Origin of the sequence: Corynebacterium sp. LK10, assembly GCF_008042455.1 — a bacterium.
In the GTDB taxonomy this organism is placed as follows: Bacteria; Actinomycetota; Actinomycetes; order Mycobacteriales; family Mycobacteriaceae; genus Corynebacterium; species Corynebacterium jeikeium_D.
In genome coordinates, this window is record NZ_NOVT01000015.1 from 23,527 (window position 1) to 48,905 (window position 25,379).

21 protein-coding genes and 1 CRISPR repeat array are annotated in these 25,379 nt (G+C 58.9%); of the genes, 11 read left to right on the forward strand and 10 right to left on the reverse strand.

Going from position 1 to position 25,379, the window contains the following annotated elements; translation table 11 throughout:
• The first annotated feature begins 145 nt into the window (after positions 1 to 145).
• Together CHU70_RS04590 and CHU70_RS04595 are read left to right on the forward strand one after the other, a co-directional pair.
• A complete protein-coding gene (locus tag CHU70_RS04590; protein WP_147719286.1) occupies positions 146 to 1,474 on the forward strand; it encodes a PepSY domain-containing protein in 1,329 nt (442 codons plus the stop codon).
• Between the two features lie 78 nt (positions 1,475 to 1,552).
• Positions 1,553 to 2,092: a hypothetical protein gene (locus tag CHU70_RS04595; RefSeq protein ID WP_070856965.1), complete on the forward strand. Its 540-nt coding sequence runs from the start codon at positions 1,553 to 1,555 to the stop codon at positions 2,090 to 2,092.
• A gap of 252 nt (positions 2,093 to 2,344) precedes the next feature.
• Positions 2,345 to 3,020: direct repeats of the CRISPR family, unit length 36 nt; unit sequence GCTGGGGATTGGTTCTCATTTCCCCTGATAGACTTC.
• Positions 3,021 to 3,068: 48 nt separating this feature from the next.
• On the opposite strand, the gene cas2 is transcribed toward CHU70_RS04595, so the two are convergent.
• From cas2 to cas9, 3 genes are read right to left on the reverse strand one after another with little or no spacing between them, the layout of a single operon-like run.
• Positions 3,069 to 3,422: a CRISPR-associated endonuclease Cas2 gene (gene cas2, locus CHU70_RS04600; protein ID WP_256375966.1), complete on the reverse strand. Its 354-nt coding sequence runs from the start codon at positions 3,420 to 3,422 to the stop codon at positions 3,069 to 3,071.
• Positions 3,392 to 4,294, reverse strand: coding sequence for a type II CRISPR-associated endonuclease Cas1 (cas1, locus tag CHU70_RS04605; protein WP_083327464.1), 903 nt, complete (start codon positions 4,292 to 4,294; stop codon positions 3,392 to 3,394). The genes cas2 and cas1 overlap by 31 nt, the downstream gene beginning before the upstream one ends.
• The gene (gene cas9 / locus CHU70_RS04610) at positions 4,291 to 7,584 is read right to left on the reverse strand and encodes a type II CRISPR RNA-guided endonuclease Cas9 (RefSeq protein ID WP_147719285.1); all 3,294 of its coding nucleotides are present in this window, start codon (positions 7,582 to 7,584) and stop codon (positions 4,291 to 4,293) included. The genes cas1 and cas9 overlap by 4 nt, the downstream gene beginning before the upstream one ends.
• Before the next feature lie 326 nt (positions 7,585 to 7,910).
• On the opposite strand from cas9, the gene CHU70_RS04615 reads away from it, so the two are divergent.
• Complete coding sequence (locus CHU70_RS04615) at positions 7,911 to 8,246, forward strand: YciI family protein (RefSeq protein WP_048731941.1); 336 nt, start codon at positions 7,911 to 7,913, stop codon at positions 8,244 to 8,246.
• Between the two features lie 9 nt (positions 8,247 to 8,255).
• Here the strand turns inward: CHU70_RS04615 and CHU70_RS04620 are convergent, their stop codons facing one another.
• Together CHU70_RS04620 and CHU70_RS04625 are read right to left on the reverse strand one after the other, a co-directional pair.
• Positions 8,256 to 9,107 carry an SDR family NAD(P)-dependent oxidoreductase gene (locus tag CHU70_RS04620; protein ID WP_147719284.1) on the reverse strand — a complete coding sequence of 284 codons (852 nt, stop codon included), beginning with the start codon at positions 9,105 to 9,107 and terminating at the stop codon, positions 8,256 to 8,258.
• Positions 9,104 to 10,321, reverse strand: a complete 1,218-nt coding sequence (locus CHU70_RS04625) for a trans-acting enoyl reductase family protein (RefSeq protein WP_147719283.1) — start codon at positions 10,319 to 10,321, stop codon at positions 9,104 to 9,106. Before CHU70_RS04625 ends, CHU70_RS04620 begins: the two co-directional genes overlap by 4 nt.
• A 106-nt stretch (positions 10,322 to 10,427) precedes the next feature.
• Here CHU70_RS04625 and CHU70_RS04630 point away from each other — a divergent pair, with 106 nt between their 5' ends.
• The gene (locus CHU70_RS04630; RefSeq protein ID WP_147719282.1) at positions 10,428 to 11,636 is read left to right on the forward strand and encodes an MFS transporter; all 1,209 of its coding nucleotides are present in this window, start codon (positions 10,428 to 10,430) and stop codon (positions 11,634 to 11,636) included.
• Positions 11,637 to 11,645: 9 nt separating this feature from the next.
• On the opposite strand, the gene CHU70_RS04635 is transcribed toward CHU70_RS04630, so the two are convergent.
• Both CHU70_RS04635 and CHU70_RS04640 read right to left on the reverse strand, forming a co-directional pair.
• Positions 11,646 to 12,032, reverse strand: coding sequence for a Rieske (2Fe-2S) protein (locus tag CHU70_RS04635; RefSeq protein ID WP_049172555.1), 387 nt, complete (start codon positions 12,030 to 12,032; stop codon positions 11,646 to 11,648).
• A 30-nt stretch (positions 12,033 to 12,062) separates the two neighbouring features.
• Positions 12,063 to 12,785: a YggS family pyridoxal phosphate-dependent enzyme gene (locus CHU70_RS04640; RefSeq protein ID WP_049189826.1), complete on the reverse strand. Its 723-nt coding sequence runs from the start codon at positions 12,783 to 12,785 to the stop codon at positions 12,063 to 12,065.
• A gap of 84 nt (positions 12,786 to 12,869) precedes the next feature.
• On the opposite strand from CHU70_RS04640, the gene CHU70_RS04645 reads away from it, so the two are divergent.
• The gene (locus CHU70_RS04645) at positions 12,870 to 14,036 is read left to right on the forward strand and encodes a glycosyltransferase 87 family protein (protein WP_242451352.1); all 1,167 of its coding nucleotides are present in this window, start codon (positions 12,870 to 12,872) and stop codon (positions 14,034 to 14,036) included.
• Between the two features lie 12 nt (positions 14,037 to 14,048).
• Here the strand turns inward: CHU70_RS04645 and CHU70_RS04650 are convergent, their stop codons facing one another.
• Positions 14,049 to 16,466: an ATP-dependent RNA helicase gene (locus CHU70_RS04650; RefSeq protein ID WP_147719280.1), complete on the reverse strand. Its 2,418-nt coding sequence runs from the start codon at positions 16,464 to 16,466 to the stop codon at positions 14,049 to 14,051.
• A 43-nt stretch (positions 16,467 to 16,509) separates the two neighbouring features.
• On the opposite strand from CHU70_RS04650, the gene CHU70_RS04655 reads away from it, so the two are divergent.
• The 4 genes from CHU70_RS04655 to CHU70_RS04670 all read left to right on the forward strand — a co-directional run bounded on the left by CHU70_RS04655 (position 16,510) and on the right by CHU70_RS04670 (position 19,639).
• Positions 16,510 to 17,403, forward strand: a complete 894-nt coding sequence (locus tag CHU70_RS04655) for a cation diffusion facilitator family transporter (RefSeq protein ID WP_070429092.1) — start codon at positions 16,510 to 16,512, stop codon at positions 17,401 to 17,403.
• Positions 17,404 to 17,512: 109 nt separating this feature from the next.
• Entirely contained in the window at positions 17,513 to 18,460 is a 948-nt protein-coding gene (locus CHU70_RS04660; RefSeq protein WP_147719279.1) for an alpha/beta fold hydrolase, read from the forward strand.
• Between the two features lie 12 nt (positions 18,461 to 18,472).
• Entirely contained in the window at positions 18,473 to 18,973 is a 501-nt protein-coding gene (locus CHU70_RS04665; RefSeq protein ID WP_147719278.1) for a methylated-DNA--[protein]-cysteine S-methyltransferase, read from the forward strand.
• A gap of 3 nt (positions 18,974 to 18,976) precedes the next feature.
• Positions 18,977 to 19,639 (forward strand): nitroreductase family protein, encoded by a 663-nt coding sequence (locus CHU70_RS04670; protein ID WP_049172542.1) that lies wholly within the window; start codon positions 18,977 to 18,979, stop codon positions 19,637 to 19,639.
• An 11-nt stretch (positions 19,640 to 19,650) separates the two neighbouring features.
• Here CHU70_RS04670 and CHU70_RS04675 read toward each other — a convergent pair whose 3' ends face one another.
• The gene (locus CHU70_RS04675) at positions 19,651 to 21,711 is read right to left on the reverse strand and encodes an FAD-dependent oxidoreductase (protein WP_070607218.1); all 2,061 of its coding nucleotides are present in this window, start codon (positions 21,709 to 21,711) and stop codon (positions 19,651 to 19,653) included.
• Between the two features lie 183 nt (positions 21,712 to 21,894).
• On the opposite strand from CHU70_RS04675, the gene CHU70_RS04680 reads away from it, so the two are divergent.
• Together CHU70_RS04680 and CHU70_RS04685 are read left to right on the forward strand one after the other, a co-directional pair.
• Positions 21,895 to 22,656: an SDR family oxidoreductase gene (locus CHU70_RS04680; RefSeq protein WP_049193380.1), complete on the forward strand. Its 762-nt coding sequence runs from the start codon at positions 21,895 to 21,897 to the stop codon at positions 22,654 to 22,656.
• Positions 22,657 to 22,680: 24 nt separating this feature from the next.
• Positions 22,681 to 23,412, forward strand: a complete 732-nt coding sequence (locus CHU70_RS04685; RefSeq protein ID WP_016421787.1) for an SDR family oxidoreductase — start codon at positions 22,681 to 22,683, stop codon at positions 23,410 to 23,412.
• An 82-nt stretch (positions 23,413 to 23,494) separates the two neighbouring features.
• Here CHU70_RS04685 and CHU70_RS04690 read toward each other — a convergent pair whose 3' ends face one another.
• Positions 23,495 to 25,192, reverse strand: coding sequence for an AMP-binding protein (locus CHU70_RS04690; protein WP_049193377.1), 1,698 nt, complete (start codon positions 25,190 to 25,192; stop codon positions 23,495 to 23,497).
• Positions 25,193 to 25,379: the final 187 nt, after the last annotated feature.

Below are 25,379 nucleotides of genomic sequence, written 5' to 3' on the forward strand. Positions count from 1 at the left end.
TCTTCAAGGGTACGCGGGCTTTACGACGAATAGTTGCGCACGATGTGGCCGACAACGGGGCGCGTGGCCAAATGGTTACCCCTGGAAGTTAATAAAAGTGAGCTTGCTGGGGAACAAGTGAGGCGGTTCGTCCGACTAATAGAGCATGACTTCAATAGCCACAGGCGATGCCGCTGGAACGCCAGCCGCAAACCCCGTCGCACAGACTCAGAAAAATGGTGGGCCACGAGCATTACTGCACCGAATCCATGTCGTTGCAGGCATCCTCGTTGCGCCGCTACTCGTTATTGCAGCTGTCACAGGCGTGGCGTATGCCCTCGCCCCGAGCATAGAAAAGGTGGTTTACCACGAAGAACTAACTGCAACATCAGGCCTTCCCGCACAGCCTCTGGAAAAGCAGGTTGAGGTCGCGCAGCTCGTGCATCCTGAGCTGCCGGTGACCGCAGTGCAGATCCCGGAAAAGCCGGGACAGACAACGCGAGTTATGTTCAACGATGAGCAGTTGAAGTCGGAGTCCTACCGACATGCGGTGTTCGTCGACCCAGGCGACTTGAGCATCAAGGGAGACCTGGTGCAGTACGGCTCCTCGGCGGCGCTGCCGCTGCGGGCGTGGATTTCGGAAGGGCACCGCAGGCTCTGGATTGATAGCAACTTTGGTCGCCTCTACTCTGAGACGGCAGCATCTTGGATGGGTGCACTGGCTATCGGTGGCCTTTGGCTCTGGTGGGATCGCTCGCGCCGCAAGCGGACACAGGGAACAAGTAAGAGGGCACATCATATGCGTCGTCACGCGAATGTTGGTGTGGCGGTCAGCGTTGGACTTTTGTTCCTGACCGTCACCGGCCTGACGTGGTCGTGGGTGGCTGGAACGGGTATTGCTAAGCTGCGCGAGACGATGGACTGGTACGCGCCGAAACCAGCTGTGACTGCGACTGCGCCAGCGAATTATGACTGGTCAGAGGCGGATAGTGTTATGAACCTCGCGCGTGCCGAGGGACTGTCCGGGAAAGTCGAACTGACACCACCGGAAGCTGGCACGGTGTGGATGGCCAAGGAAGCCCGCGAGGAATGGCGGATGGGCATTGAGACCGTCACCGTTGACGGGTCGACCGGAGCGATGGTCGATCGGATCCATTTTGCGGACTGGCCGCTGCCGGCGAAGCTGACCGAATGGCTGATTAACGCGCACATGGGCATCCTGTTCGGGTGGGTGAATCAGCTGGTCCTGGCGCTGATCGGTGTTGCTCTGCTGGCGATGATTGTGCGCGGGTACGTCATGTGGTTTGGACGCGGCCGAGGTGGTCGTCCGGGCAGGTTCCCGGCGCCAACGCGCTGGCGAGATATTCGCCCGGGTGTTGCAGCGGCTGTTGTGGCGCTGTTGATTGCCTACTCGGTAGTTGCACCACTGTTCGGTGTGACGCTTGTTGGCTTCGTGATTATTGATTGGGCCTGGCGGAAGCTCCGGAGAGGTTAGTGTAGGTTCTGTCGCCTTCGGGTTCCCTGTGCCTAACGGCGTAGTCAGACCCGCGTAAACACTCAGAAGGGTAAGCGCATGACGAAGTACTGGGATCACAACGGCAGTATCTACAAAGACGACGGCCAGGAAGACTGGTGCGTTTACAATCCCTCTTTGCGTGGTTGGGAGCGCACCTCGCGCGCTAAGGAAGCCTACGACAAGGCAGGCCAAGACTCGTTCGACCCCATCACCGAGCAGCAGGCACTCGTCGATATTGCAGAGCAGCAGGAACGCTACAACAAAAAGATTCAGGACAAAATCAAGGAACTGCGCGCGAAAATGAAAGCTGTCGGTGCGCAGGCCAGACAGGCTGCTGAACAGCCGTACCCAATCTTTGCCGAGCAATCTGCCGCATACCGTGAGGGCGCGCAGGCCTACAACGAGGGCAAATCTTGGCGCGATAACCCACATGCCCCCGAGTCAGGCCTAGCTGCCCCGTGGCGCATGGGGTTCAATACCCGCAAGCAGCAGGTAGCGGAGATCAGGGCACAGCGAGCTGCCACTGCGAAACAGGAGTTGCCCGCAAAGCACGCACGCAAAAACCTATGTAGTGCCTGCGAGTGTCTTTCATCATGAGGGCTCTAGGTGACTCATGCGCGCGATGTATTTCAGTCGGAGGAATTGGTTTACTTCGCAGGTTGACTGTTTTTACTCAGGTGGCTGGGAATGCCTCATTTCATCGCGTTAACAGAAGTGTTCCACCATTCGTGTCACTTGTTGTTTTGATTGCCGGATAGGACTAGCGGAAGTTGTGGAGAGGTTAGTGGAGACCGATTAGTTTTGTTGGTGATCCAGTCTTGGTTGGAAGGGGCATCCCCGCTCGCGCGGGCTGGGGATTGGTTCTCATTTCCCCTGATAGACTTCCCCGGTGTGACGATCTCAACGGCGGTATGCTGGGGATTGGTTCTCATTTCCCCTGATAGACTTCCGAAGCTGCCGCGCTGCTCGTTCATCTTGCTGGGGATTGGTTCTCATTTCCCCTGATAGACTTCCCGCGCCAGCTCCTACTCGCCCAGCCGGGCTGGGGATTGGTTCTCATTTCCCCTGATAGACTTCACATCCGCCACCACGCGCGCGTAATCTGGCTGGGGATTGGTTCTCATTTCCCCTGATAGACTTCCAAGGGAGGACACAGCATGGCACGCTACGCTGGGGATTGGTTCTCATTTCCCCTGATAGACTTCCAATCATCGGTGTTGTTGCGTCGATTATGCTGGGGATTGGTTCTCATTTCCCCTGATAGACTTCAAGAAAACGTCCCCGACGAGTTCTTCATGCTGGGGATTGGTTCTCATTTCCCCTGATAGACTTCTGATCTCAATCTGCGCGTCCTCCGTGTAGCTGGGGATTGGTTCTCATTTCCCCTGATAGACTTCTCTGCATGTGCCACCACACCTCACTGTCGCTGGGGATTGGTTCTCATTTCCCCTGATAGACTTCATCCCTGCACGATTCCTGTGACGGTGCAGCTGGGGATTGGTTCTCATTTCCCCTGATAGACTTCCGAGAGGCAGAAAAATACCTTTTGAACAGGTCTATCAGGGGATTTTTTCTAAAAAATTTCAAGCTGTTGTGGTGTTTCCTCCATCTTTTGGGGCGTTCCCTTACAAAAACGGAACGCATTTGACCATTGTTTGTCTGTCAACGGAACGATTCGAACTTCGCCTGCGTTGGGTAACCTTTGCTTGATGTCCCTGGCAATTTTGGCTAGTTGTGCGCCTAATGGAAGGTATTGCACGTACACGCTGTATTGAACTCGACTAAAACCGTTGTCTAGGAGGAAATTCCGAAACTTTGTAGCTTCTTTTCGTTCAATTTCCGTCTTAACTGGAAGATCAAACATGACGATGCACCACATGCGTTTGTCCTCGCGCGTCATGATGATTCCCGGAAGGGGCCAGACCATGACTCCGCACGGAACTGCTTGATTTCTCCCTCTGCGTACCGTCCGAACTGTTGGGCTGTTGCGCTTAACATTGTGGTTACGCTTCGTCCATCTTTATGGAACTGAGCAGCAGAGGCTGAAACCAGTGCTGTTCGGACGGCGGGATTTTCAATCTCGGAGTCAGGAGGTAGTTGTGCGACGGAGTAGTCGATTACTGGCCTAAATGGTTCAATCAAATCATCAGCTAGATTAAAACCATTTGATCTTGAATGATGAAAAACACCTAAGGCAGGCCAGAGTCCGGCTTCTGTGACAGCTCGAATGCAGTGACCTCTTAGGATGGTGTACCCATAATTGAGTGCGATGTTAACGAAATCAATCCCATCTTGATTTCTATGAAAAGATTCATCGTAGAAGTGACTCCAATAGTAACGAGCTGCCTGTGCCTCGACATTCGCCGGATCGCCTGACCTTACTTCTAAAGCAAGCTTGTGCAAGTCATTCGAGGCTGCGGGAAAGCCGAGCGCCTGAAGCGTTTGTGCTTGACTGTGAACCTTCGCGCGCACGAGACTGGCCCATGCCTGTTTACGTCTAGGGAGGCTTAGACTGGCCTGTGCAATTTGACGTGCCCCGACACGGGTATGTGTCGACCACCCGGTGGATGTTGCGATAGGAATCTTTCGCCAATCAGTGATGATGACTGGAATGCTCTTCTCGCCCAGTACACCAAGCAGTCCAGACGAAATATCTACATTGTTGGCAATTGTAATCACCGCAGTCTCGGCGAGGCTAACAGTCTTACAATGTCCATCATGGTACTCAGCTTTGATGTGCCCGCGGGTGTAACTAAGTCGGCCATTGAATGATGTGAAGTCGAGTACACGCCATGTCATAGTGACTCCACTTGAACGCAAGTGGGGAGATGACCCGTACTTTCGAATCGCGGTCGACCATGCGCGTCCCGACGGACAATGGTTACGGAGCCGAGACCAAACAATTTGTTGACTGCTGGCCGCCAGCCAGGACGGTCAATGACTTTTTTGCAATCTGCTGAAATATTTGGAGGAAGTCCTTCGGCAGAAAACAATGTTGGCTTTAGCTTTAGCTTTGCATTTGAGTCAAATCCCCTAATTCGCCATGACCGTATGTCCCCATATTCCGCGAGGAAAGTGGCGGCTTGACCCGTAGCAACTTTACTAGAGTTCACGTGAAGCTCATCGCCGACGACAAACCAGGTGATGTATTCGGCTGTCCCCTCTCTCAATGCCTTACGAAGTTTTGGTTCGCACTGGCGTACAGAAATGGATTGAGGCGGTAGTTCGACTGAAAATAGATCTTCACCCTGGTGACGGGCAAGATCCACAGTGTATACGCGCTGCATGCAGTACGCTTGCTGCTTTCCGTTCGTAATACGATACAAACGCGCATGGTGGAAAGAGGCGCCGAGTTCTGCATAGCCACCACGAATAGCAATTGCACCAGCTTTAACACCGAAGAAAGTGATTTCATCCTCGGCTGTTAAGTGTTTCCCATTGACTCTGATCTCCCTCGTCGGGTTTTCCGGTAATCCGTCTTTCCAGTCAAAGTCCTCTGAACGTGTAAGGGCACACCAGAGTGCAGGTGTCGATGCTCTATCAATTAATTCAGTGGATAGAGAGTCTCCAACCCGCGCAGAAATAAGTTTTCCAATGCCAGCCTCGTGCGCCTGACTATTCCCAAGGCGTAGGCGGAGATTTTCGGTAACTGAAATGCGGTTATCATCCAGAGCATCCTGGAGTAGAGGTACGGTCAAACGCATTCGATGAGTCCATTGTTCAAACAGGTACCTGTTCTGTTGGTTCCGCCCCTTGTACTCTTTCCAAGTTCCATAGTCGGAATCAGGGGTACGAGTAATAGACTCTTCCCAACGCAAGTTGTGACGTTCCAGCAATGTCTGTGCCACGGTGTACGACATCAGCGAAATTACTGTCGCGTCCAACGCATGGTGACGCCGGTCTAAACGATTCTTACCGTGACTTCCGCCCAGCATTTTTATGCGCTTTTCGATGCCAGATGCTTTGCGAGCAGATGCAGTCACGGCACCGCTAAAGACACGGATTTTAGGTGCAAAGTCCATTTGCTCGAAGTAGCCAATTAGACGATGCCTGAGTTCGACGGCCATCCATGCAACCGATTCGATACTGCGGGCATCAATTTTCTCGTCTTCCGAAGTCCGCTTCAAATTCTTGATTACGGATCCTTGGAAATCCTTCATTTCCCTAGTAGTAAGACCGCTATCGGTTGGCCACTGATTCACTCGGTCAATAGCACCTTGGAGGCTCACATTTGGGCCAGATAGTTCTTTGCTTGCCCAAACTGCAAAAGGTAACTTTCCTTTACTGAGATTGCACTTATGGCATGCAGCTAGCAGGTTATTCCGTGAGTTAGTTGAACCTGCGCCGGCACGGGGAACGACATGATCCATCTCCGCATTCTTGAAAGTGATTGGCGCACCACAGTAAGCACACTGTCCATTTTGACGCTGGATTGCCTGGTATCGAAGTTGGTCGCCACGGCGTACCTTGCCCTCAATGCCCAGTACCTTGGCGATGTTTTCTTGGACTGCACGGTTACGTTTTGCACGGCGTTCGATACCACGGTCGATTTCTCGTGCGACATTTTCGGACTTAAATCCATGTCGAGCAGTCTCAATGTTAATTGATACAGGTATGCCCCAACGCTTCTCTGCAAGCAGTAGCCAGCGGTTAATTGCACTGAGTGTTCTGTCTACAGATGGGTTTCCTGTTGGTTCAGCAACTGGAGGAGCGGCAGGGTGCCAGCTATCAGAGATGTCAAAAAGCGCCTGACGCGCTGCATGTAAGTCAGCTTCGTTATTCAGTAAGTAGTGAGAGAGTTTTTCCAAAGTCCGCACTGAGTACGCAGAGCGCCCATGAGGAAGTTTGATTGATTCAAGTTTTTCCATCTCCTCTGGAGAAAGTGAGCGTATCGCTGTCGCTGCAGCAATCGCCTCAGGAGATTCTTCGGACGTTGTCTCTACATTGGACAGCTCGTGGATTAGTTTGCTGCGCATCGCATCGCTGCCTTTGCGCCAAAACTCTCGCAGAGACTTCACTTGGCAGTTCCACATGATTTGATGAGTGTGGTTAATAGGGGGAGCTGCTGATACTCGCTCACCATCGTCATTCGAGGTAGCAGTGCCTTTTAGGCAGCCGCGATCAATGCCAAGTACTTCAGCGACATCAGTCCAGGTTGGGGAAGTCCGTTTATTCCAAGTATTGAGGAAGCCAAAGACCTTCTTGCGTTCCTCTACGGTTAGAGCGCGTTGAGCTTTTGTGGGAGAGGCGGAGTCAGCAATTCGGACGTTCGCTAAAAGACTGATGGTTCGGTATTCATTAAAAGCAAGTGTGGCGCGCCATGCGCGTGGCTGCGATGGGTCGAGCTCATCTTTGCCGACAAATTTTTCAGCTGATCCCTTCGGGCTTTTCGCGTAAAAAACTTGGGAAACCACTTTCGCCATGAATTCGGAAGTGAACTCTTGGGTGGAGCCAATTTTCAAAATCTCATTAGCAAAATCCTGTTGGTTCAGGCGCTCTGATAGGAAGCCGCCTTCGCCACGCAGTTGCGTCGCACCATTTGGCAGTGCAGTAACCAGTTGGGCCAGAGTCGGATTAGAAGGAATCGGTCCCTTAGCTATTTCTCGTGCTTTACTCTCCAATGCCCGGAACCCATCAGATGGGCTGCGCAGAGCATTAAGCCGTTCAGCCGGAACATACGGATTTCTCCAGCCACGGTGACGAGCGATATGACGGATGGCGATTGAGAAAAGCTTGTACTTTTCGCCTTCATCATCAATCTTTTGATTGGCGAGTTTTGTTCGGGCTTCCCAAGCGATTTTGTCAGCCTCATTTTCAAGGTTCACAATTGGGAAGCCATTATTCGTGAGAAAAGAGTCCAACGTCGCCAGACGTTTTTTGCGAGTGGCATACAGGCGGCGTGTACGTCGCGCCACACCAGACACTGCTTTACGCGTTTGGGCAGTCTTCTGATTGTTCGGATCCAGCCCCGAGTCGTGAATATGGGACATGGAATTTAGAATCCTGATTGGATTTCCCGCGTCATCAATCTCTAGTGCCGCAAACCCGACAGAGAACAAACCAACATCGATACCAACCACGTAGCGCATGTAAAACTCCAAAAAATTAGGGCCCCGAAGGGCCCTAAGGAGCAATCGGAACCGCTAACGGGTCGGTCCTTACTGAGGATTGGTTCTCAGTCGAGAGTCTATCACAGAGCCCGGAGGAACATGGGTTTGAAAGATTATGATGTCGATGGGGGAGACCGAGTCTCGTTGCAACGAACAGCATTAACCTGAGTTGCTTAAGGGTAACAAAGTACTTGGGTTAGGTTTTTTTGGGGGTTACCCCTGTTAAGTCGCACATCTTTGGTGATGCCCATTTTCAACCACGCCGAATCTGTTACACTTAGCAAAACGAAACTCAGGAGCTTGGTGTGCAGTACTTTTTCACGGTCCATGGCCGCAGAGATATCAACGCGTATGACTCTGACGAGGAAATGCACGCTGCCTTTGAACGGATTGGACGCTTCAATCAGAAGCTGCAGGACGAAGGTCACTGGGTTATGTCCGGAGGGCTGGTTCCACCAGAGGATGCCATGACGGTGCTGCCGGATGGTTCGCACAGCGATTTGCCGTACTACAACGCGATGACGTTCCCGTCGGCTTTTTGGATCGTCGAAGTTGCAGATGAACACGAGGCCATCAACCTGGCCCACGAAGCCTCAGAGGCGTGCGCGCAGGCCGTCGAAGTGCGCGCTATCGCCGAATAGCACACTTACTCACCGCAGCCCGTGCACTCGGCGCATGATGGTCAACATCGCTTGCGTCGGGATCCGCCGCATGAAGGGCACTGCTACGCTTGCCGACGACCCCCGCGCCACCAGGGCTAAAGGTCGCTCGGCAGCCACCTCGCGCATAACCACCTCAGCAATCTCAGAAGCGGGAATGCCACGTTCCTCATTGGCGTTCAACTTTGTCAGCATGCGGTGGACATCGGCAGCGTAAACAGAACCCTCATCGCCATACGTCGTCCGACGTGAGGAAATCCCCGTGTTGATGGCGCCCGGCTCGACAACCGTAACCCCAATACCGAACTGCGCGACTTCACCCCGCAACGAAAGCCCAAAGCCGCGGATAGCGGCCTTCGTCGCCACGTAGGAAGAACGGTAGGACAGCGGCAACCCGCCGAGCATCGAGCCCACCAGCACAATTCGGCCACGACCAGCCTCGCGCATGCCGGGCAGCAGCTGCTGTAACAGCTCCACCTGTCCTAGAACATTGACTTGGAAGAGACGCTCAAGTGCCTCGCGGGGTAGCTCCTCGAAAGCGCCCGACTGACTCTCGCCGGCATTGGCAACGACGACGTCGTAAGGCCCGTGAGCGACCACAGCGGCGATATCGTCAGCGCTGGACATGTCGAGCACCACCATCTGCACGCCCTCGGGGTGCGGCGCATCGGCGCCTCTGCGGGACGTGCCAACGACCTCGAAACCGGCCTTGACCAGTGCCTCCGCGCATGCCCAGCCGATGCCGGAGGAAGCGCCGGTCACTAACGCGCGGCCACCACCTACAGTCGGCAGCTTCAGTCCGCGGGTGAGATTCGCAAAAGCACCGGTCAGGCCACCAATCATCGAGCCTGCACCGCCTCAATGGTCATGCCGCCAGCGCGGAGACGGCGGGACAGGGCATCGCCAAGCGCGACAGTAGGAGTGAGCACGCCGGTGGTGTCCGGCAGATCGTCGTGGACGAGCGCGAGGGCGGCGCTGGAAATCATAATCGCGGTGCCTGCGTACCCTGGGTCTTCCTCAAGGGACACCTTGGAACGCCAGTGAATGCCGGAGGTATCGACGGTGTAGGCCTCGATGGTGAAGCGGCCTTCGGCCTGTGCTTCAGCGCTCGGGCCCTCGCCCGGCTTCGGTAGTTTTTTATCAATGAGCTTGGCCGTCGGCCCAAATGCCATCGCCGCCAGCGCCAACCTGCAGACAGCCGCGAAAATATTTGCGCGCACGAAAGCCTTCGGACCGCGGCCGACATTGAGTAGCTCGCGGTAGCGGAAGGAATCACCGTAATCCGCCAGCATCGCCGAGCGCTGAACAATGCGGGTGTTGAAAGGCGACATGAAGAAGGGGGCTCGCCAGTGGCGGCGGAAGCGCGCCGGACGCAGGTCGACGCCGAACTTACCCTGGTCGGGTCCCGGCTCAGCCAGCGCGTACTGATCGGCGATGATGCGACGCAGCTTGGGATCCTTCTTGGCCTGTTCAATCTGAACGCGGACTGAATCGATAGTGCCGCCGGAGACACCACCCTTGACATGCTTGAACAGCAGGGTTGTCTCACCGAGCTTGGTGTGGGCCGCCTCGTGGAGCTCACGGACAGCGACATCGGAGGGAATTGAGTCGAAGCCGCAGGAGTGAATAATCTTCGCTCCGGTCTGCTGCGCTACCTCGTGGTTGTTTGCAATGGAGTCGTGGACGAACAGCACTTCGCCACACAGGTCGACGTAGTGAGTACCTGCCTTGGCACACTCGGCCACCAGGGTGCGACCGTACTTCGCGTACGGCCCCACAACGGTCAACACCACCTTCGTGCTGGCCGCGAGCTTTGCCACCGCCTGCTGGTCGGCGGCATCCGCAACAATGACCGGCCAGTCCGATACGCCTGCATTCTCCGCGACATCGGCAAGCTTTTCAGCATTCCTACCTGCGAGCGCCACCTTCGTCTGACCGGCGTGTTTAGCCAGATAGTCCACAATCAAGCGGCCCACGAAACCCGTGGCACCGTAGACGACGATGTCGTACTCGCGGTCGTGGTTGCGACTTTGCGGCTGTGCAGGAGAAGTAGTCATGCCTACGAAACTAATAAAACGAACGCGATATCGCGCGCGAATTAAAAAGGTTTTTCAGATCCGGGTATCCAGCGAGGGGTTTGGAGGGAGGGCTAACGTAGGACAAGTGACTAGCGCTAACGAAAACCCCGAACAGATCGAAGGACTACGGCCAGAAGATCCTGGATTCCGCCTCGCGCTTATCGCTGTGCTTTTCGCCGGCCTGGCATCGTTCCAAGCGCTCTACGCAACGCAGGCGCTGCTGCCCACGCTTTCCGACGAGCTATCGGTCGACCCCGCCACCGCCGCGCTGACGGTATCCGCCACCACCGGTGGCTTGGCCTGCGCGATTATCCCGGTGTCCATTTTGTCGGAACGCTTTGGACGCAGACGCGTGATTGTCATCAGCGCATTTGTGGCAACGCTGTTGGGGCTCGTGGTGTCAATCGCGCCGGGCATCGGTTCGATGATTGCTCTGCGCCTGCTGCAGGGCATTGTCATTGCCGGTGTTCCCGCAGTGGCTATGGCTTATGTCAGTGAGGAAGTCCACGCCGACCATGTCAGTCGCGTGATGGGGCTGTATATCTCGGGCACGACGGTCGGTGGTCTGCTCGGCCGTATTATTCCGTCCATTGTGCTGGAGTTCGCCTCCTGGCGGGTGGCGATTGCGGTCTCGGCGACGGTGGCGTTTGTTTTCGCCATTCTGACCTGGTACTTCCTGCCGCAACAGCGTAGGTTCCAGCCGAAGCAGCTGTCGTTTGCAGGGGAGGGGCAGGCCATAGCGCGGCACTTGCGCGACCCGCGCATTCTCGCGCTGTGCGCCCTGGCGTTCCTGTTTATGGGGTCGTTTGTCTCTCTGTACAACTACCTGGGCTTCCGACTGGGCGATAAGTTCGGGCTCTCCCCGGCACTGGCAGGGTTCGTATTTATTCTCTACCTGTCGGGCACGTGGTCGTCGGCACGCGCGGGCGTGTGGGCGAAGACGGTGAGCCGCCGTCGCCTCATCGCCATTGCGACTCTGGCCGCGTGCGTGGGCCTGGGGCTGGCGCTGCTGCCGTGGCTGCCCGCACTGATTGTGGGCGTGCTTGTATTCACGGCATCGTTCTTCGTGGCGCACTCGCTGTCCTCGTCCGGCGTGGGGCTGGTGGCGCAGCGCGACCGCGCCGAGGCGTCATCGATGTACCTGTTCAGCTACTACGCGGGCTCATCGATTGTCGGTTGGGTCTCCGGCATGGTGTTCAGCCACTTCGAGTGGGCAGGGCTGATTCCGTGGCTGGTGGCGCTGTCCTTCATCGCGGGCGCGTGTGCCGTGGCGGGGTTGAAGCCGCGGCGCTAGAAGATAAACCTACTTCTGGCCCACAATCAGCTCAGTGCCTTCGGCTGAAAGCGATGCCTGACCAGCGGGCTTACGCGAGGGGCCAGAAACAACCTCACCAGTAGCAATATCAAAGTGGGAGTTGTGGTTCGGGCAAATCATCACACCATTGCTGACCTCAGTGATACGACCATTCTGGTGCGGGCAGGAGCTGGAGAAAGCGGCGAACTTGCCTTCCTCCGGCTGCGTGACGACGTAATTGCCGATCACCACACCGCCGCCAACCGGAATGTCGGCAGCGTCAACCTTCTCCACCGCAGACTTTGGTGCACAAGCGGCTACGAGTGCGCCAGCTGCAGTGGCGGCAGTTCCCAGGAGGAAACGACGACGGGAGCACGGGGAGACATCAGAACTCATGGCATTGAGATTACCTCTATTTCGCGACCTTTATTTCTGATAGGAGCGCTCACCGAAGATGGCGCGTCCCACACGCACGGTGGTCGCCCCCTCGGCGATGGCTTCGCGGTAGTCGCCGGACATACCCATTGACAGTTCGTTGAGGCTGACACCGTCCCGCAAATCCCCGAGCAGACTGTCCCGCAGCTCCCGCAGCTCCGCGAAGGTCTCGCGCACATTCGGATCATTCTGGGCCGCGATGGTCATAAACCCGCGCAGACGCAGGTTCGGGTATTCGCCATCGGGGCCAAACATGCGGACAAACTCCGCCGCGTGGCTCGGCGCCAGACCCGACTTCTGCGGCTCGCGGGAGGCATTGACCTGAATCAAGACATCGAGCGTGCGCTCGGAATCGGCCAAGCGACGCTGCAGTGCTCCGGCCACCTTCGGGCGGTCCAGAGCCTGAAACTCATCAGCACAACTGACCAAGTGGCCGGCCTTATTCGTCTGCAGTGGACCAATGATGGCCATATGTGGTGCCTTGTCGCCGAAGGCCTCCCGGAATGCCTCCGCCTTGGCCACCGCTTCCTGGACGCGGTTTTCCGCCAGGCCAGCGCAGCCGGCTGCTGCGAGCTCCGGCCAGGATTCCACCAGGGCGTCGACAGGCACAGTCTTGCTGACGGGCAGCAGGCGGACCTCGGAGGGCTGGCGCCCAGCTCGTCGGCAAGCGTCGTCGATCTCGGAGCGAACCTTGCGATAGTTTTCCACGAACATACCTCCCACTCTAAGGCCTGAGTAGGAAGAACTGTGCGGTAGTGTCGAATCATGCTCATGGACAGACTCTCGACGCTTTCCGTCATGCAGAGACGGATCTTGGCAATTGTATTTGGGCTGGTGTCGCTGGTCGTTGTCATCGACTTCATCTATCTTGCGGCAACTGCCTACATGATGGACCTCGAGGTCTTCCAAGACGCCGGCTGGGCACTACGACGAGACCAGGATCTCTACTCACCAGAGTTTCCCACCAGATCGGGTTTCCGCTTCATCTACCCACCGTTTGCGGCGCTGCTGTTTTACCCGCTGACCTGGGCGGGGCCGGTGACCCTGCAGATCATCTGGACGTTCGCCACGCTGGCGGCGGTGTGGGCGATGCTGTGGATGGTCTTCACTCGTCTCGGCTCTGAGCGTCCGAAGCTGATGGCTACCTGCGTGCTCGGTGTTGTGATGCTGCTCGACCCGCTGCGCGCCAACGTGCTCTTCGGGCAGATCAACGTCTTCCTCGCGCTGCTGGTGGTCTCCGATGTGCTGGGCTTTTTGCCCAAGAAACTGCGTGGACTGGGCGTGGGTATCGCGGCGGGTATTAAGATCACCCCCGCGGCATATGCGCTGGTGTTCCTCATGCGTCGTGACTTTGCGGCCGTGGCCAAGAGCTTCTGCTGGTTCCTGGTGACCGTCGCTATTGGTTTCGCCGTGCGTTTTAAAGAGTCCATCTACTTCTGGACCGATGAGTTCTTCGCCGGCAACCGCGGTGGCGCCCCGGCCTATGAGGCCAACCAGGCGTTCAGTGGTCTGCTCGCCCGCGCCGGGGTGGAGGGTACCGCGCTCGATATTGGCATCTACGGTTTCTTCCTCATCGGTGCCATCGCTGCTGCTTTCGTGGCGTGGATCTACCACCGCAACGGCTATGATGTCGCAGCCCTTGGTTTCGTTGCGCTGGCGGTCAGCTTCGCCGGGCCATACGCGGTCAGCCACCACTGGTCGATCGTCATGGTCTTCGTGCCGCTGGTGCTCTTCGTCCGCGAGATTGGGCACATTATTGTCGGTGTCCTGTTCATGATCGCCCACTGGTGGGCACCGTACAAGGTGTTCGTGGGCAATGACTTCGGCCACGCTGCCAATGTGGGGCAGTGGTTCTACGGCAACATGCAGGGAATCATGGGGGGCGTGCTCTTCTTCACCTGCCTGGGCTACGCAATCTACCTCTGGCGCAAGCCCAGTCGCGTGCGGGCACAGGCAGCTGCTTAACGACGGGCTTGCTTAACGACGACGCTTCGTCCTCGCAGTAGCCTGCTCCTCCCACGGGTTCTCCGGCCACGGGTGCTTGGGGTAACGGCCCCGCATCTCGGAGCGAACCTGTGCGTAGGCGCCATTCCAGAAGCTTTCCAAGTCCTGAGTGACCGCGAGTGGTCGCTGAGCCGGTGACAGCAAATGCATTGTCACCGGCTTTTCCAATACCTGCGGGGTCTCCGCCAGGCCGAAGCACTCCTGCAACTTCACGGCCAGGACAATCTGCGCCTCAGGGTCCGTGGGGTCCTCCGGGTACTCCAGGCGAATCTTCGAACCGGAGGGGACCTCCAGGCGTTCGGGCACCAGCCGGTCGAAGTCCGAGGCCTCCGGCCAGGGCAGCAGGCGGCGGAGGTGCTCGGCATCTAGCTTGGGTGGGGTCGGACGGTCCAGCTCGCCGGCAAAAAGGAGCTCGGCCTGAGCCGCGAGCCCTGCGGGGGAGACATCCGGCCATGGGGCACCGCGATGAGCGTGGAGAAAGGCCATGCGGCGGCGGAGCTGCTCGGTGTCGCGGTCGAGGCTGGGGGAGGCGTCGGTAAGCGCGTCGGCAAGCCAGGCGGAGTTGGCGGCAATGCACTGCTCGGGCGTCGGGGAGACCTGGCGGGATGACAGTTCGATGGCGCCGAGCAGGTCGCGCTCGCGGGCGCGAACACGGCCCTGTTCGACGCGCGCCGTGGTCTCCGTGCGGGCGAGGTGGCCGGCGGCGAGCATGGCGATTTCCAGGTCAATCGCCTCGCCGTCGCGAATCAGCGCGCGCCCATGGGAGAGCCGCGAGATGTCGGCGGCCGCGATCCATTCGTGGCCGCGCAGGTCAGAACCACGGGTGAGTTCCGCAGCGGTGCCGCCGGTAAAGAGGTATTCGTCGGAGTTCGCACTGCGGCGTCGCCCGATGAAATCCGGCCAGGCCAGGGCCGTGACCAGCGCGGGGATGTCCGAGGGCAGCAGGTTGGCGGGGGCCTCAGTATCCAGCTCAATGCGGCGCACCTGCTTGGCCAAGCCGCGGGCGTCGGTGAGTTTCTCCACCGCGCGTGCGACCGCGTCCGCGTGCTGCGGCATCATGGCCGTGGCGGTCAGCAGCGCGCGTCCCATGCGCGGATGCACCGGCAGGGTAGCCAGGGTGCGGCCGAGTTCCGTGATGTCACCGGCCTCATCAACAGCGCCCAGGCCAGCCAGAATGCGGTTTGCGACCTCCGCGTGGTGGGGTGGTGGGGCGTCGAGAAGCTTCAGTCCCTGCATCCCAGGCGTGCCCCACGCGGCGGCGTCGAGGAGTGCCTGTGTCAGGTCGGCGACCTCGATTTCCGGCGCGGGCCAGGCTGGGAGGGACGCGAACTCCGACTGAGAGACGCAGCGCACCACGATGCCCGGACCCTCACGTCCCGCACGGCCCGCGCGCTGGTTTGCGGAGGACTGCGCACACGAGCTGGTGACCAGGCCGGAGAAGCCACGCGCGATGTCGAGTCGCGGTCCGCGCGCGAGGCAGGCGTCGACAACGGCGCGCACGCCCGGCACGGTCACGGATGATTCCGCAATCGCGGTGGACACAATCACGCGCCTACCGTCCGCTTGTCGACGGAACACGCGGTCCTGCTCTTCGGAGCTCTGCTGGCCATGCAGCGTTAGCACTGTCGCATCTGAGGCGTCGGCGATATAGCCTGCGCAGCGTTCCACCTCGCGGATCCCGGGGAGGAAAACCAGCACATCACCGGCGGCTTCCTCCACCAGTTTCCTGGCCTGCGCTGCCACGTGCTGCAGGAAGTCGTCGGTCACACCGCGCGCATCCAGCCGTTGCGGAAAGGGTGCGTAGCGGATGTCCAACGGGTGGATTGCCGCCTCCGCAGCCACGATGGGAGCCGGGGCAGAGCCACCGAGCAGGGTCGCGAACTTCGGCGCGTCCACCGTTGCCGACATAGCGACAAGGCGCAGGTCATCGCGGATATCCCGCAAGTCGCGCACCATCGCCAGCACTAAATCGGTATCCAAGCCGCGCTCGTGCACCTCGTCGATGAGCACCGCGCTGGCATCCACGTCGCCGTCGCGCAGCAGTCGACGCAGCAGCACACCGGGAGTGACAAACTCCACGCGGGTGGCGCGGGAAACTTTTGTGTCGCCACGCACCGAGTAACCAACTTCCCCACCGAGCTTCGTGCCCGACAGCTGTGCCAACCGCCGCGCTGCCGAGCGCACCGCCACACGCCGGGGAGCCGTGACCACAATGCGGCCGCCCAGGGTGTTGGCTACTGCCGGCGGAACCAAAGTGGTCTTGCCGGTGCCCGGTGGGGCCTGGACTACTACGTCGTGGTCGCGCACGGCGTCGGCAAGCGAGGCGAGTTGCGACGCGAACGGCAGGCCTGCAGAAATGTTCTGCAAATTGAACTGGAAATCGGTGCTCATAGAACTGGTAGTAACTCCGGAAAGGCGGGTAAAGTGCCCGCATATGCAGGACTTATCTCGTTTTGGTTGGCTTTCAGTGGGGGCGGCGGTCGTCACCATCGCGCTGAAGTTTTGGGGCTACACTCTGACCGGATCGGTGGGCCTGCTTTCCGACGCGACGGAGTCGATTGTCAATCTGGTTGCGGCAGTTGTCGCAATTATTGTGCTCAAGGTTATCGCGCGGCCCGCGGACCGTGATCATGAGTTCGGCCATTCCAAGGCAGAGTACTTCTCGGCCGGGCTGGAAGGTGCCATGATCTTCGTGGCGGCGGCGGCCATTATTTATGTCTCCATCGAGCGGTTGGTGAACCCGCAGCCGATTGAGCAGATTGGCCAGGGCCTCGTCGTGACCGTAATTGCCTCGGTGATCAATGGTGCGGTGGCGCTGATTCTGCTTAAGGCCGGGCGCCAGCACAACTCCCTGGCGCTGACCGCCGACGGCAAGCATCTGATGACCGACGTGTGGACCTCCGCCGGAGTGCTCGTAGGTGTGGCGCTGGTGTGGGTTACCGGCCTGTGGTGGCTCGACCCGATTATCGCGCTGGCCGTGGCCGTAAACATCCTGGTCACCGGCTACAAGCTGCTGCGCGATTCCGGTAACGGCCTGATGGACAAGGCCATGGAGGGCGACGACCGCGTGGCGGTGGATGAGATTTTGGCCTCGCACCGTGACCGGAGTCGTGGCATCGACGTCCACGAAATCCGCACTCGCGAGTCGGGGCATCAGAAGTTCATTGAGTTCCATGTGCTGGTGCCGGGCGCGTGGAGCGTGGAGCGCGGTCACGATGTGCTTACCGCGATGGAAGATGAGCTGCGGGAGCGTTTCCCAGGTGTGCATATCTCCTCGCATCTGGAGCCAATTGAGGACGAACGCGCCTATGGGGATGTGCAGTTGTAACGCGAGTGAGGCAAATTCCACGAAAGCGCTGAAAGTGATGAGCCTTACACTTTAAGATTGTGTATACAAAATCATGCACTGTTTAAGTCCACTCGAAGGAACTGCATAAATGACCTCCGAAGCCTCAACCACTTCCACTGGGGATAGCCGTTTTTCCGCGAAGAGCCCGAAGTTGCCGGAGCCGTGCCCTCGGCAGGACATCATTATTCCGGCTAATGACCGCGTCCTGCTGCGCGGAACCATGTTCCGCCCGAAGGAGAACCCAGAGAACATTCCCAACGGCATCATCACCGTTCACTCCGGTACCGGTGTGCCGCAGGGTTTCTACCACCGTTTCGCTGAGACCGTGGCAGAAAAGGGCTACGGCGTTATCACCTATGACTACCGCGGAATCGGCCAGTCCGCTCTGAAGACTGACCAGAACAATGAAGACATCCGGATGTCGGACTGGATTACCAAGGATATTCCGGGTGTGATCGAGTGGGCCAAGGAGACCTACCCGGACGTGCCGCACTTCGCTGTCGGCCACGCGGTTGGTGGTCACGGCATCGTCTACGCCGGCTCCGAGGGCACCTATGACGCAGCGGCGTTGGTCAACTGCCGCGGTATGCGTATTTCCAAGGTGCCGTCAGTGGCGGGCAAGGTCCGCGCATTCTTCATCTTCAATATTCTCGGCCCGATTAGCGGTTTCATTACCGGCCACATTCCGGCGTCGGCGTGGCGTCTGGCTGTTGAGCCGCCGAACGGTGTCATGCGTCAGTGGGCTCATTGGGCTCGCAAGGAAGGCTACTTCTTCGACGATTCCGAGTTCGACTTCGCTAACCGCTTCTCCAAGGCTCCGCAGCCGTTCCTGTCCATCCGCGTTCCAGATGATTACTGGACTGAGGAGTCCTCGGCAGACCTGATTACCAATGTGATGAGCTCTGCTGAAAAGATTGAAAAGCGCCAGGCTCAGCCGGCTGGTGGCAAGGGCGTGGGCTACGGTGGTTACTTCCGCTCCGGTCACGAGAAGGAATGGGACGAGCTGCTGGCCTGGTTCCAGGCCAACAAGGGCTAAGTAGGAGGTTTCATGGCGGTTGCCCAGGTAGAAACGCCCTTCGGGGCGCTTGGAATCGCCACCTCCGCTCGCGGGGTCGTCGAAGTCAATCTCTTAGGCCCCGTGCTTGACGACGACCCCAGCGCCGCCGACCCCGAAGCGCAGGCGGTGGCGGAACAGGCAGCGCAGCAGTTCCGCGAGTACTTTGCCGGGCAGCGCCGCGAGTTTGCGCTGCCGCTGGACTGCGACATATTCACCCAGGATTCTTTCCGCGCTCGTGCGCTGACGGCACTGCGCGACGTGCCGTATGGCCAGGTTGTGACCTACGGTGAGCTCGCTGAAATGGCCGGCTCACCCCGTGCCGCCAGAGCTGCCGGCTCGGCCTGTGCCACCAATCCGCTGGGTATTCTGATTCCCTGTCACCGCGTGGTGCCCGCCAGTGGGGGAGCGGGATCTTTCGGTGCCTATGCCGGTGGCCGCGAAATGAAGCGCTGGCTGCTCGAACTCGAAGGTTGGCAAACAGTTATTCTTTAATGCATGACTTCGCATTCTCCGCGCGACCAGTTCGCCACCGAATTTGAGAACATCATCCGCAACCGCCGTGCCACGCGCGTCTACGCTGACGAACCGCTTGACGACGCTGACGTGCGCCGCCTCCTGGAGCTATCTCTGGAAGCTCCCAGCGCCTTTAACATTCAGTCTCGGGCTATCGTGCGCATCGAGGACCCTGAGGTGCGCCAGCAGGTAGTGGAAGCTGCCGGTGGTCAGAAGCAGGTTGCCAATGCGCCGCTGCTGCTCGCCTTCATTGGTGAGCCGACCGGCTGGAAGCGCGGTATTCCACGCCTGGTTGAGGCCAACAAGGCGACTGGCCTGTGGGACGAAGTTGCCGCTGCCGAGCGGGAAGCCTCGATGACCTCCTTCCATAAGGTCCGCGAGGAAAAGGGTCTCTCCCGCGAGTTCGCAATCCGCGACGCCATGATTGCCGCTTCTTTCGCTATGGTCACTGCCAGCGCCTTTGGTTGGGCTAGCTCCCCGATGACGGGCTTTAGTGAGCAGAAGGTCAAGGAAGCTATCGGTGCCGGTGACACCGATGTGGCGGTAGCGCTGTTGCTGGCCATCGGTGTCCCGGGTGAGTTCCCGGCTCACCCGGGCCGTTTCGAGTTCGAGCAGCGCGCCTACACCGACCGCTACGAGGCGTAGCAGCCCTAGCCCTACAGCGCGAGCGCTACCTCAACGGCCTGGCGGATGGCACGCTTTGCGTCCAGCTCAGCGGCCACGTCCGCGCCGCCGATGATGGTGACATTGGAGTTATCGCCGGTGACGCTCTCGCGATCCTTGCCGCCCAGGCAGTCCAGATTGGATATCTGACCAGTACAGACAATCACGTTGTCAACCGCGATGACCTGTTGCTTTTCATCGATGGTGATGTGCAGGCCCTCGTCATCGATACGGTTGTAGGTGACGCCGGTGTACTGCTTGACACCGGCCTTCTTGATCTCCGCACGGTGAACCCAACCAGTGGTCTTGCCCAGGCCCTTACCGATGCGGGAGGTCTTGCGCTGCAGCAGGTGCACCTCGCGCTCAACCTCAAACTCCTCAGCTGCGCCAGAGACCGTGCCCGGCTTGGTCAGACCCGCGCGGAACTCCGCAGGGTCACCGACGCCCCAGGCGTCCTTCCAGGCCTCGATGGTCTGGTTCGGCTTGCGCGTGAGGTACTCACACACGTCCACACCGATACCACCAGCACCGATGACGGCCACCTTGTTACCGGCCTGCTTCGCACCCGAGAGCAGTTCGTCGTAACGAATGACCTTCTCGTGGTCGATACCGTCAATGCCCGGGATACGCGGGGTAACACCCGTGGCCACAATCACGTGGTCGAACTTGGCCTTGAGCTCGTCGACGTCGGCACGCGTGTTTAGGTGAACCGGAACTTCGAGTACCTCCAGACGGCGGGAGAAGTACTTCAGCGTCTCGCCGTAGTCCTCCTTGCCCGGAATCTTTGCGGCGAGGTTGAACTGGCCACCAATCTGGTCGGCGGCCTCGAAAATCTCTGGGTGGTGACCGCGCTGAGCTGCGGCTTCCGCGAAAGCGAGTCCAGCCACACCAGCGCCGATGACGGCGATGCGCTTGGCCTTGTCCTTCGCAACCGGCACGGATACCAACTCGGTTTCGTAAGCAGCCTTCGGGTTGACCAAACAGGTGGAGCGCTTGGCCGCGAAGGTGTGGTCCAAGCAGGCCTGGTTACAGGCGATACAGGTGTTGATCTGGTCAGCTCGACCATCGCCCGCCTTGATGGCGAAGTCCGGGTCAGCCAGCAGTGGGCGGGCCATGGAAATCAGGTCCGCATTGCCGTCAGCGAGGATCTTCTCCGCAACCTCAGGGCGGTTGATTCGGTTGGAGGCTGCCACCGGGACGTCGACAAGCGAACGGAGACGACCAGTCAGATCCGTGAATGCGGCGCGCGGCACGGACGTAACGATGGTGGGGACGCGTGCTTCGTGCCAGCCGATACCGGTGTTGAAGACATCGACGCCAGCCTCGACCAGACGTTGCGCGAGTTCAGTGGTCTCGGACCAGGTCTGGCCGTCTTCCACCAGGTCAAGAAGCGAAATGCGGTACTGCAGTAAGAAGTCCTCGCCCACTTCGGCGCGAATGCGACGGACAATTTCGATGGGCAGGCGCATGCGAGCCTCGGCGCTGCCGCCCCAGTTGTCCGAGCGGTGGTTGGTGCGCTCGGCCAGGAACTGGTTGAGCAGGTAACCCTCGGAGCCCATAACCTCGATGCCGTCGTAACCAGCACGTTTCGCGAGCTTCGCGGCGCGGACGTAGGCGCCAATGGTGCGCGAGACATCAAAGCCGGTGAGGCGGTGAGCCTTAAACGGGCTAATCGGCGACTGACCGGTATTGGCGGAGCGAGCCAGCGGGCTGTAGCTGTAACGACCGGCGTGCAGCACCTGCAGCACGATGTGGCTGCCGTGGGAGTGCACGAGGTCAGTAACGCGGCGGTGATTGTCCGCCATGCGCTTCGACGCCATCATCGAACCGGCCGGAGTCAGCCAACCTTCGATGTTGGGAGCATAACCGCCGGTGACGATGAGCCCCACGCCACCTTCGGCGCGTCGACCCAGGTAGGCAGCCAGCTTGGGGATATCACGGGTGCGATCTTCCAGGCCGGAGTGCATTGAGCCCATGATGATGCGATTGCGCAGAGTTAGAGGACCGACGTCGAGAGGGGAGAGAAGATGTGGGAAGTGAGGCTGGTCAGACATGCAACCAGTATCGCGGTTTTAGCGGCTGTGTATGAGGTGAATCGGAAAAATTCCGGCACAGTTTTATATACGTTTCACGTGGAACATCAGGTGTAAAGCACACGCAGTCTTCGGCGCAGGAGGGTGTCGTATGACTACAGTCGGGGATATTAGTAGACGCATGTAGCAAGGAGTTGAGCCCCCATGACCTCTGAAACTTCAACTAATGGCAAGAAAGTAGCTGTAGTTACCGGTGCTTCTTCCGGTATTGGTGCAGCCACTGCCAAGCAGTTCGCAGCTGAAGGTTTCCGCGTTGTGCTGGGAGCCCGCCGCGAGGACAAGCTGGAGGCTGTCGCGGAGGAGATTCGCGCTGCCGGTGGTGAAGCGACGGTCTACAAGGTTGACGTCACCTCTGACGCCGATGTGGCGGCGCTGGCTAAGGCCGAACCGCGCGTCGACGTGCTGGTTAACAACGCCGGTGGCGCCTGGGGCATGGAATCGGTTGAAGGCGCTGTCGAGGAAAAGTGGCGCTGGATGTACGAGGTCAACGTGCTGGGCACCCTGCGCGTCACCCGCGCGCTGCTGCCCGCATTGAAGTCCACTAGCGGCATTGTGCTCACCGTCGGCTCGATTGCCGGCCGTCAGGTCTACACCGGCGGCGCCGGTTACAACGCAGCCAAGCACGCTGAGCGCGCGCTGGTGGAAGTCCTGCGTCAAGAGGTTGCTGCCGATGGCGTGCGCGTCACCGAAATCGATCCGGGGCGCGTCCACACCGACTTCTCACTCGTGCGTTTCGACGGCGACGAGACCAAGGCCGCAGCGGTCTACGATGGCGTTGAGTCGCTGACCGCCGATGATGTTGCCGACATCATTGTGTTCGCGGCCACCCGTCCGAAGCGCGTCAACATTGACTTCCTGCAGGTGACCCCCATCGACCAGGTGGGCGGCGCGAAGCCGAAGAAGTAAACCGACTACATAGAGGAGCCGTACATGAGCATCGATATTGCCGCTGACACCAAGATTGCCCTGGTCACGGGTGCAAGCCGTGGTATTGGCCTGGCGGTCGCCAAGGATCTCTCCCGTGACCACCATGTCATTGTGGGCGCTACCAGTGCTGAGTCTGCCGAGAAGGTGGCGTCGCAGTTGCCGTCGGCAAGCGTATTCGTTGCTGATCTGGGTGATACCGACGCCGTAAACGCGGAAGTGGCAAAGCTGTTGGAGGCGCTCGGTGGGCGCGGGCTGGATGTGCTCGTGCACTCGGCGGGCGTGTACGTCGATGGGGACGTGGCGGAGGTTTCGCGTGCGGACTGGTCGCGAATTATGGACATCAACGTCGTCGCCGTCGCCGACCTGACACGCCAGCTGCTGCCAGCGCTGCGCAAGGCGGAGGGCACGCTGGTAACCATCAACTCGGGCTCGGGATTCCGCGCTTCAGCTGGTACTTCACCGTATGCAGCGTCGAAGTTCGCGCTGCGGGCCTTCACCGATGCGCTGCGCGAGGAAGAGCGTGGCGCGGTACGAGTCAGCTCCGTGCACCCTGGGCGCGTCGATACCGATATGCAGGTTCAGCTGCAGTCGAATTGGCACCGCGATGATGCGGATTGGCGTTACGACGGAACGAAGTTCATGCGGCCTGAATCGATCGCAGCCGCAGTACGTCTGGCCGTTGATACCGGAGCGGATGCCAACGTGGATGAAATCCAGGTGCGCCCGCGCGGATAGCCGTGTAAAAGGTAGCGAAGATAAGCAAAAAGTGTGCCCACCAGGCGGATAGCCGGTGGGCACACTTTCGTGTGCAGGCTTCTTACTGAGCGTCCAGGTTCAGGCGCTCGTGCATTGCTTTGACCTCGCGCGGGACAACCTTGCCGATGGCGTTGCGCGGCAGGGAGTCGACGAAGAAGACGCGGTCCGGAGTGGAGTGCTCGGCCAGAGTTTCGCGGACGTACTCGCGCAGCATGTCCTCGGTGAGGTTCTTGCCGGCCTCATTGTCCTCGCGGACAACGTAGAGGAACAGGTCAGCGAAAATCTCGTCGTTTTCGTTGCTGCCGTGGCAGAAGACATCGGCGATGCCCGGCACCGGGCCCAGAATTTCTTCGACCTCGCGTGGGAAGACGTTCTCGCCGCCCTTGATCACCATGTCGTCGGAGCGACCACAGATGTACAGGTAGCCGTCCTGGTCGATACGGCCGAGGTCACCAATCTGGAACAGGCCATCGACGGTGGTGAACTTGTCCTTCTTGTTCAGGTAACCGATGAAGGAGAGCTCCTGAGCGGTGTGGATCATGCCAACCTCACCCGGCTCGACTTCCTTGCCGTCGTCACCCAGGATGCGAACCTTGGCGCCAATTGCCGGGCGACCTGCGGAGTCCGGGCGGGCTGCGAGGTCCGCGCCGGATGCGATGGAGCACAGGCCGGCCTCGGTGGAGCCGTAGAAGTTACAGATAACCGGACCGAAGCGGTGAGTCAGCGCGGAGACGAGCCAGCCCGGGATGGCGTTACCAGAGGAGACAATGAAGCGGAACGGGCCAATCTTGCGGTTCGGCTCCTCATCCAGAACATCCTTGATCTGGCGCAGGAAGAAGGCCGCGGAAATCATGCCGTTACAGCCGTACTGTTCACACTGGTCAACAGCCTTCTTCGGGTCGAAGACACGCATGGTGACAATGGTGGAGCCGGTAGCCATGCCAATCAGCACATTTGCCCAGCCCCAGGCGTGGAACATGGATGCGGACTGGTGAATGACCATGTTGCGGCGCCACGGAATACGATCGGCGATTGCACCCACGGTTGCCGGTGTCTTCGGCTCATTGCGCAGGACACCCTTCGGGATGCCGGTGGTGCCGGAGGACATGATGATGATGCGTCCCTGCTCCGGCTTCGGATCTAGCTTGGCGTTCGATGTACGACCTTCTTCAATGAGGTCTTCCATGAACACGAAGTTCTTGCCCGCGTTCTTGCGGGTCTCCGGCTTGGTCACGGAGGTAATAACGACGGTGACATCGTCGAGGTCTTCTGGCAGGTTGCCCAGGAACTCGTCATCGACGAACAGGAACTTGGCCTTATTCTGGTCAACGACACCGCGAATCTGAGTCGGGCCGGAGCCGATGTTCATCAGCATAATTTCGGAGCCGATGAATCCCTTGATGGCCATCGGCAGGATGATGCCGCGGCCGTTGCGTGCGATAACGCCGAAGCTGGACTTCTGGGTCATGCCACGGTCCATCAAGGCGCGAGCCAGGGCGTGGGCGTTGTCAAGCAGCTGAGAATAGGTGAGTTCACCGTCATCGTCGACAAGGGCGAGGCGATCCGGGTAGCGCAGCGCACTCATGGAAATCAGGCTGGCGACGGAGAACTTCAGGCGACGCAGGTAATCGAGAATCTTCGGCGCCGTCTTCGGAGTCATGTACAGGGCACCAGTACGCAGGAGTGGTGGAATCGACTGGGCAAAAGCCTTGATTTGGAGCCCAAGTGGTACTTCCGGAGCCTTCATTTCAGCTGCCATGGGTGAGAATCCTCCAAGATGATGGACAAGCGATTAATAGCGCCAAGCGACTCTTTAGTCACACTGACACCATCAGTCACGGTAGTGCGATTTTGTAACAACCAGACTTTAACAAACCTGTGCCGCGTCAAAAAGTAGTTTCCACGAAGAAAAGTAAAAAATACGCAGTCGGCGTGCGCAATGCTTT

Excerpts from the sequence above, each read along its gene's own strand:
- cas9 (WP_147719285.1), bottom strand. The coding sequence starts at position 7,584 with ATGCGCTACGTGGTTGGTATCGATGTTGGTTTGTTCTCTGTCGGGTTT.
- cas1 (WP_083327464.1), bottom strand. The coding sequence starts at position 4,294 with ATGACATGGCGTGTACTCGACTTCACATCATTCAATGGCCGACTTAGT.
- CHU70_RS04620 (WP_147719284.1), bottom strand. The coding sequence starts at position 9,107 with ATGATTGGTGGCCTGACCGGTGCTTTTGCGAATCTCACCCGCGGACTG.
- CHU70_RS04650 (WP_147719280.1), bottom strand. The coding sequence starts at position 16,466 with ATGAGCACCGATTTCCAGTTCAATTTGCAGAACATTTCTGCAGGCCTG.
- CHU70_RS04660 (WP_147719279.1), top strand. The coding sequence starts at position 17,513 with ATGACCTCCGAAGCCTCAACCACTTCCACTGGGGATAGCCGTTTTTCC.
- CHU70_RS04675 (WP_070607218.1), bottom strand. The coding sequence starts at position 21,711 with ATGTCTGACCAGCCTCACTTCCCACATCTTCTCTCCCCTCTCGACGTC.
- CHU70_RS04595 (WP_070856965.1), top strand. The coding sequence starts at position 1,553 with ATGACGAAGTACTGGGATCACAACGGCAGTATCTACAAAGACGACGGC.
- CHU70_RS04645 (WP_242451352.1), top strand. The coding sequence starts at position 12,870 with ATGCAGAGACGGATCTTGGCAATTGTATTTGGGCTGGTGTCGCTGGTC.
- CHU70_RS04670 (WP_049172542.1), top strand. The coding sequence starts at position 18,977 with ATGACTTCGCATTCTCCGCGCGACCAGTTCGCCACCGAATTTGAGAAC.
- CHU70_RS04690 (WP_049193377.1), bottom strand. The coding sequence starts at position 25,192 with ATGGCAGCTGAAATGAAGGCTCCGGAAGTACCACTTGGGCTCCAAATC.
- CHU70_RS04635 (WP_049172555.1), bottom strand. The coding sequence starts at position 12,032 with ATGAGTTCTGATGTCTCCCCGTGCTCCCGTCGTCGTTTCCTCCTGGGA.
- CHU70_RS04590 (WP_147719286.1), top strand. The coding sequence starts at position 146 with ATGACTTCAATAGCCACAGGCGATGCCGCTGGAACGCCAGCCGCAAAC.
- CHU70_RS04685 (WP_016421787.1), top strand. The coding sequence starts at position 22,681 with ATGAGCATCGATATTGCCGCTGACACCAAGATTGCCCTGGTCACGGGT.
- CHU70_RS04665 (WP_147719278.1), top strand. The coding sequence starts at position 18,473 with ATGGCGGTTGCCCAGGTAGAAACGCCCTTCGGGGCGCTTGGAATCGCC.
- CHU70_RS04655 (WP_070429092.1), top strand. The coding sequence starts at position 16,510 with ATGCAGGACTTATCTCGTTTTGGTTGGCTTTCAGTGGGGGCGGCGGTC.
- CHU70_RS04625 (WP_147719283.1), bottom strand. The coding sequence starts at position 10,321 with ATGACTACTTCTCCTGCACAGCCGCAAAGTCGCAACCACGACCGCGAG.
- cas2 (WP_256375966.1), bottom strand. The coding sequence starts at position 3,422 with ATGGTCTGGCCCCTTCCGGGAATCATCATGACGCGCGAGGACAAACGC.
- CHU70_RS04640 (WP_049189826.1), bottom strand. The coding sequence starts at position 12,785 with ATGTTCGTGGAAAACTATCGCAAGGTTCGCTCCGAGATCGACGACGCT.
- CHU70_RS04680 (WP_049193380.1), top strand. The coding sequence starts at position 21,895 with ATGACCTCTGAAACTTCAACTAATGGCAAGAAAGTAGCTGTAGTTACC.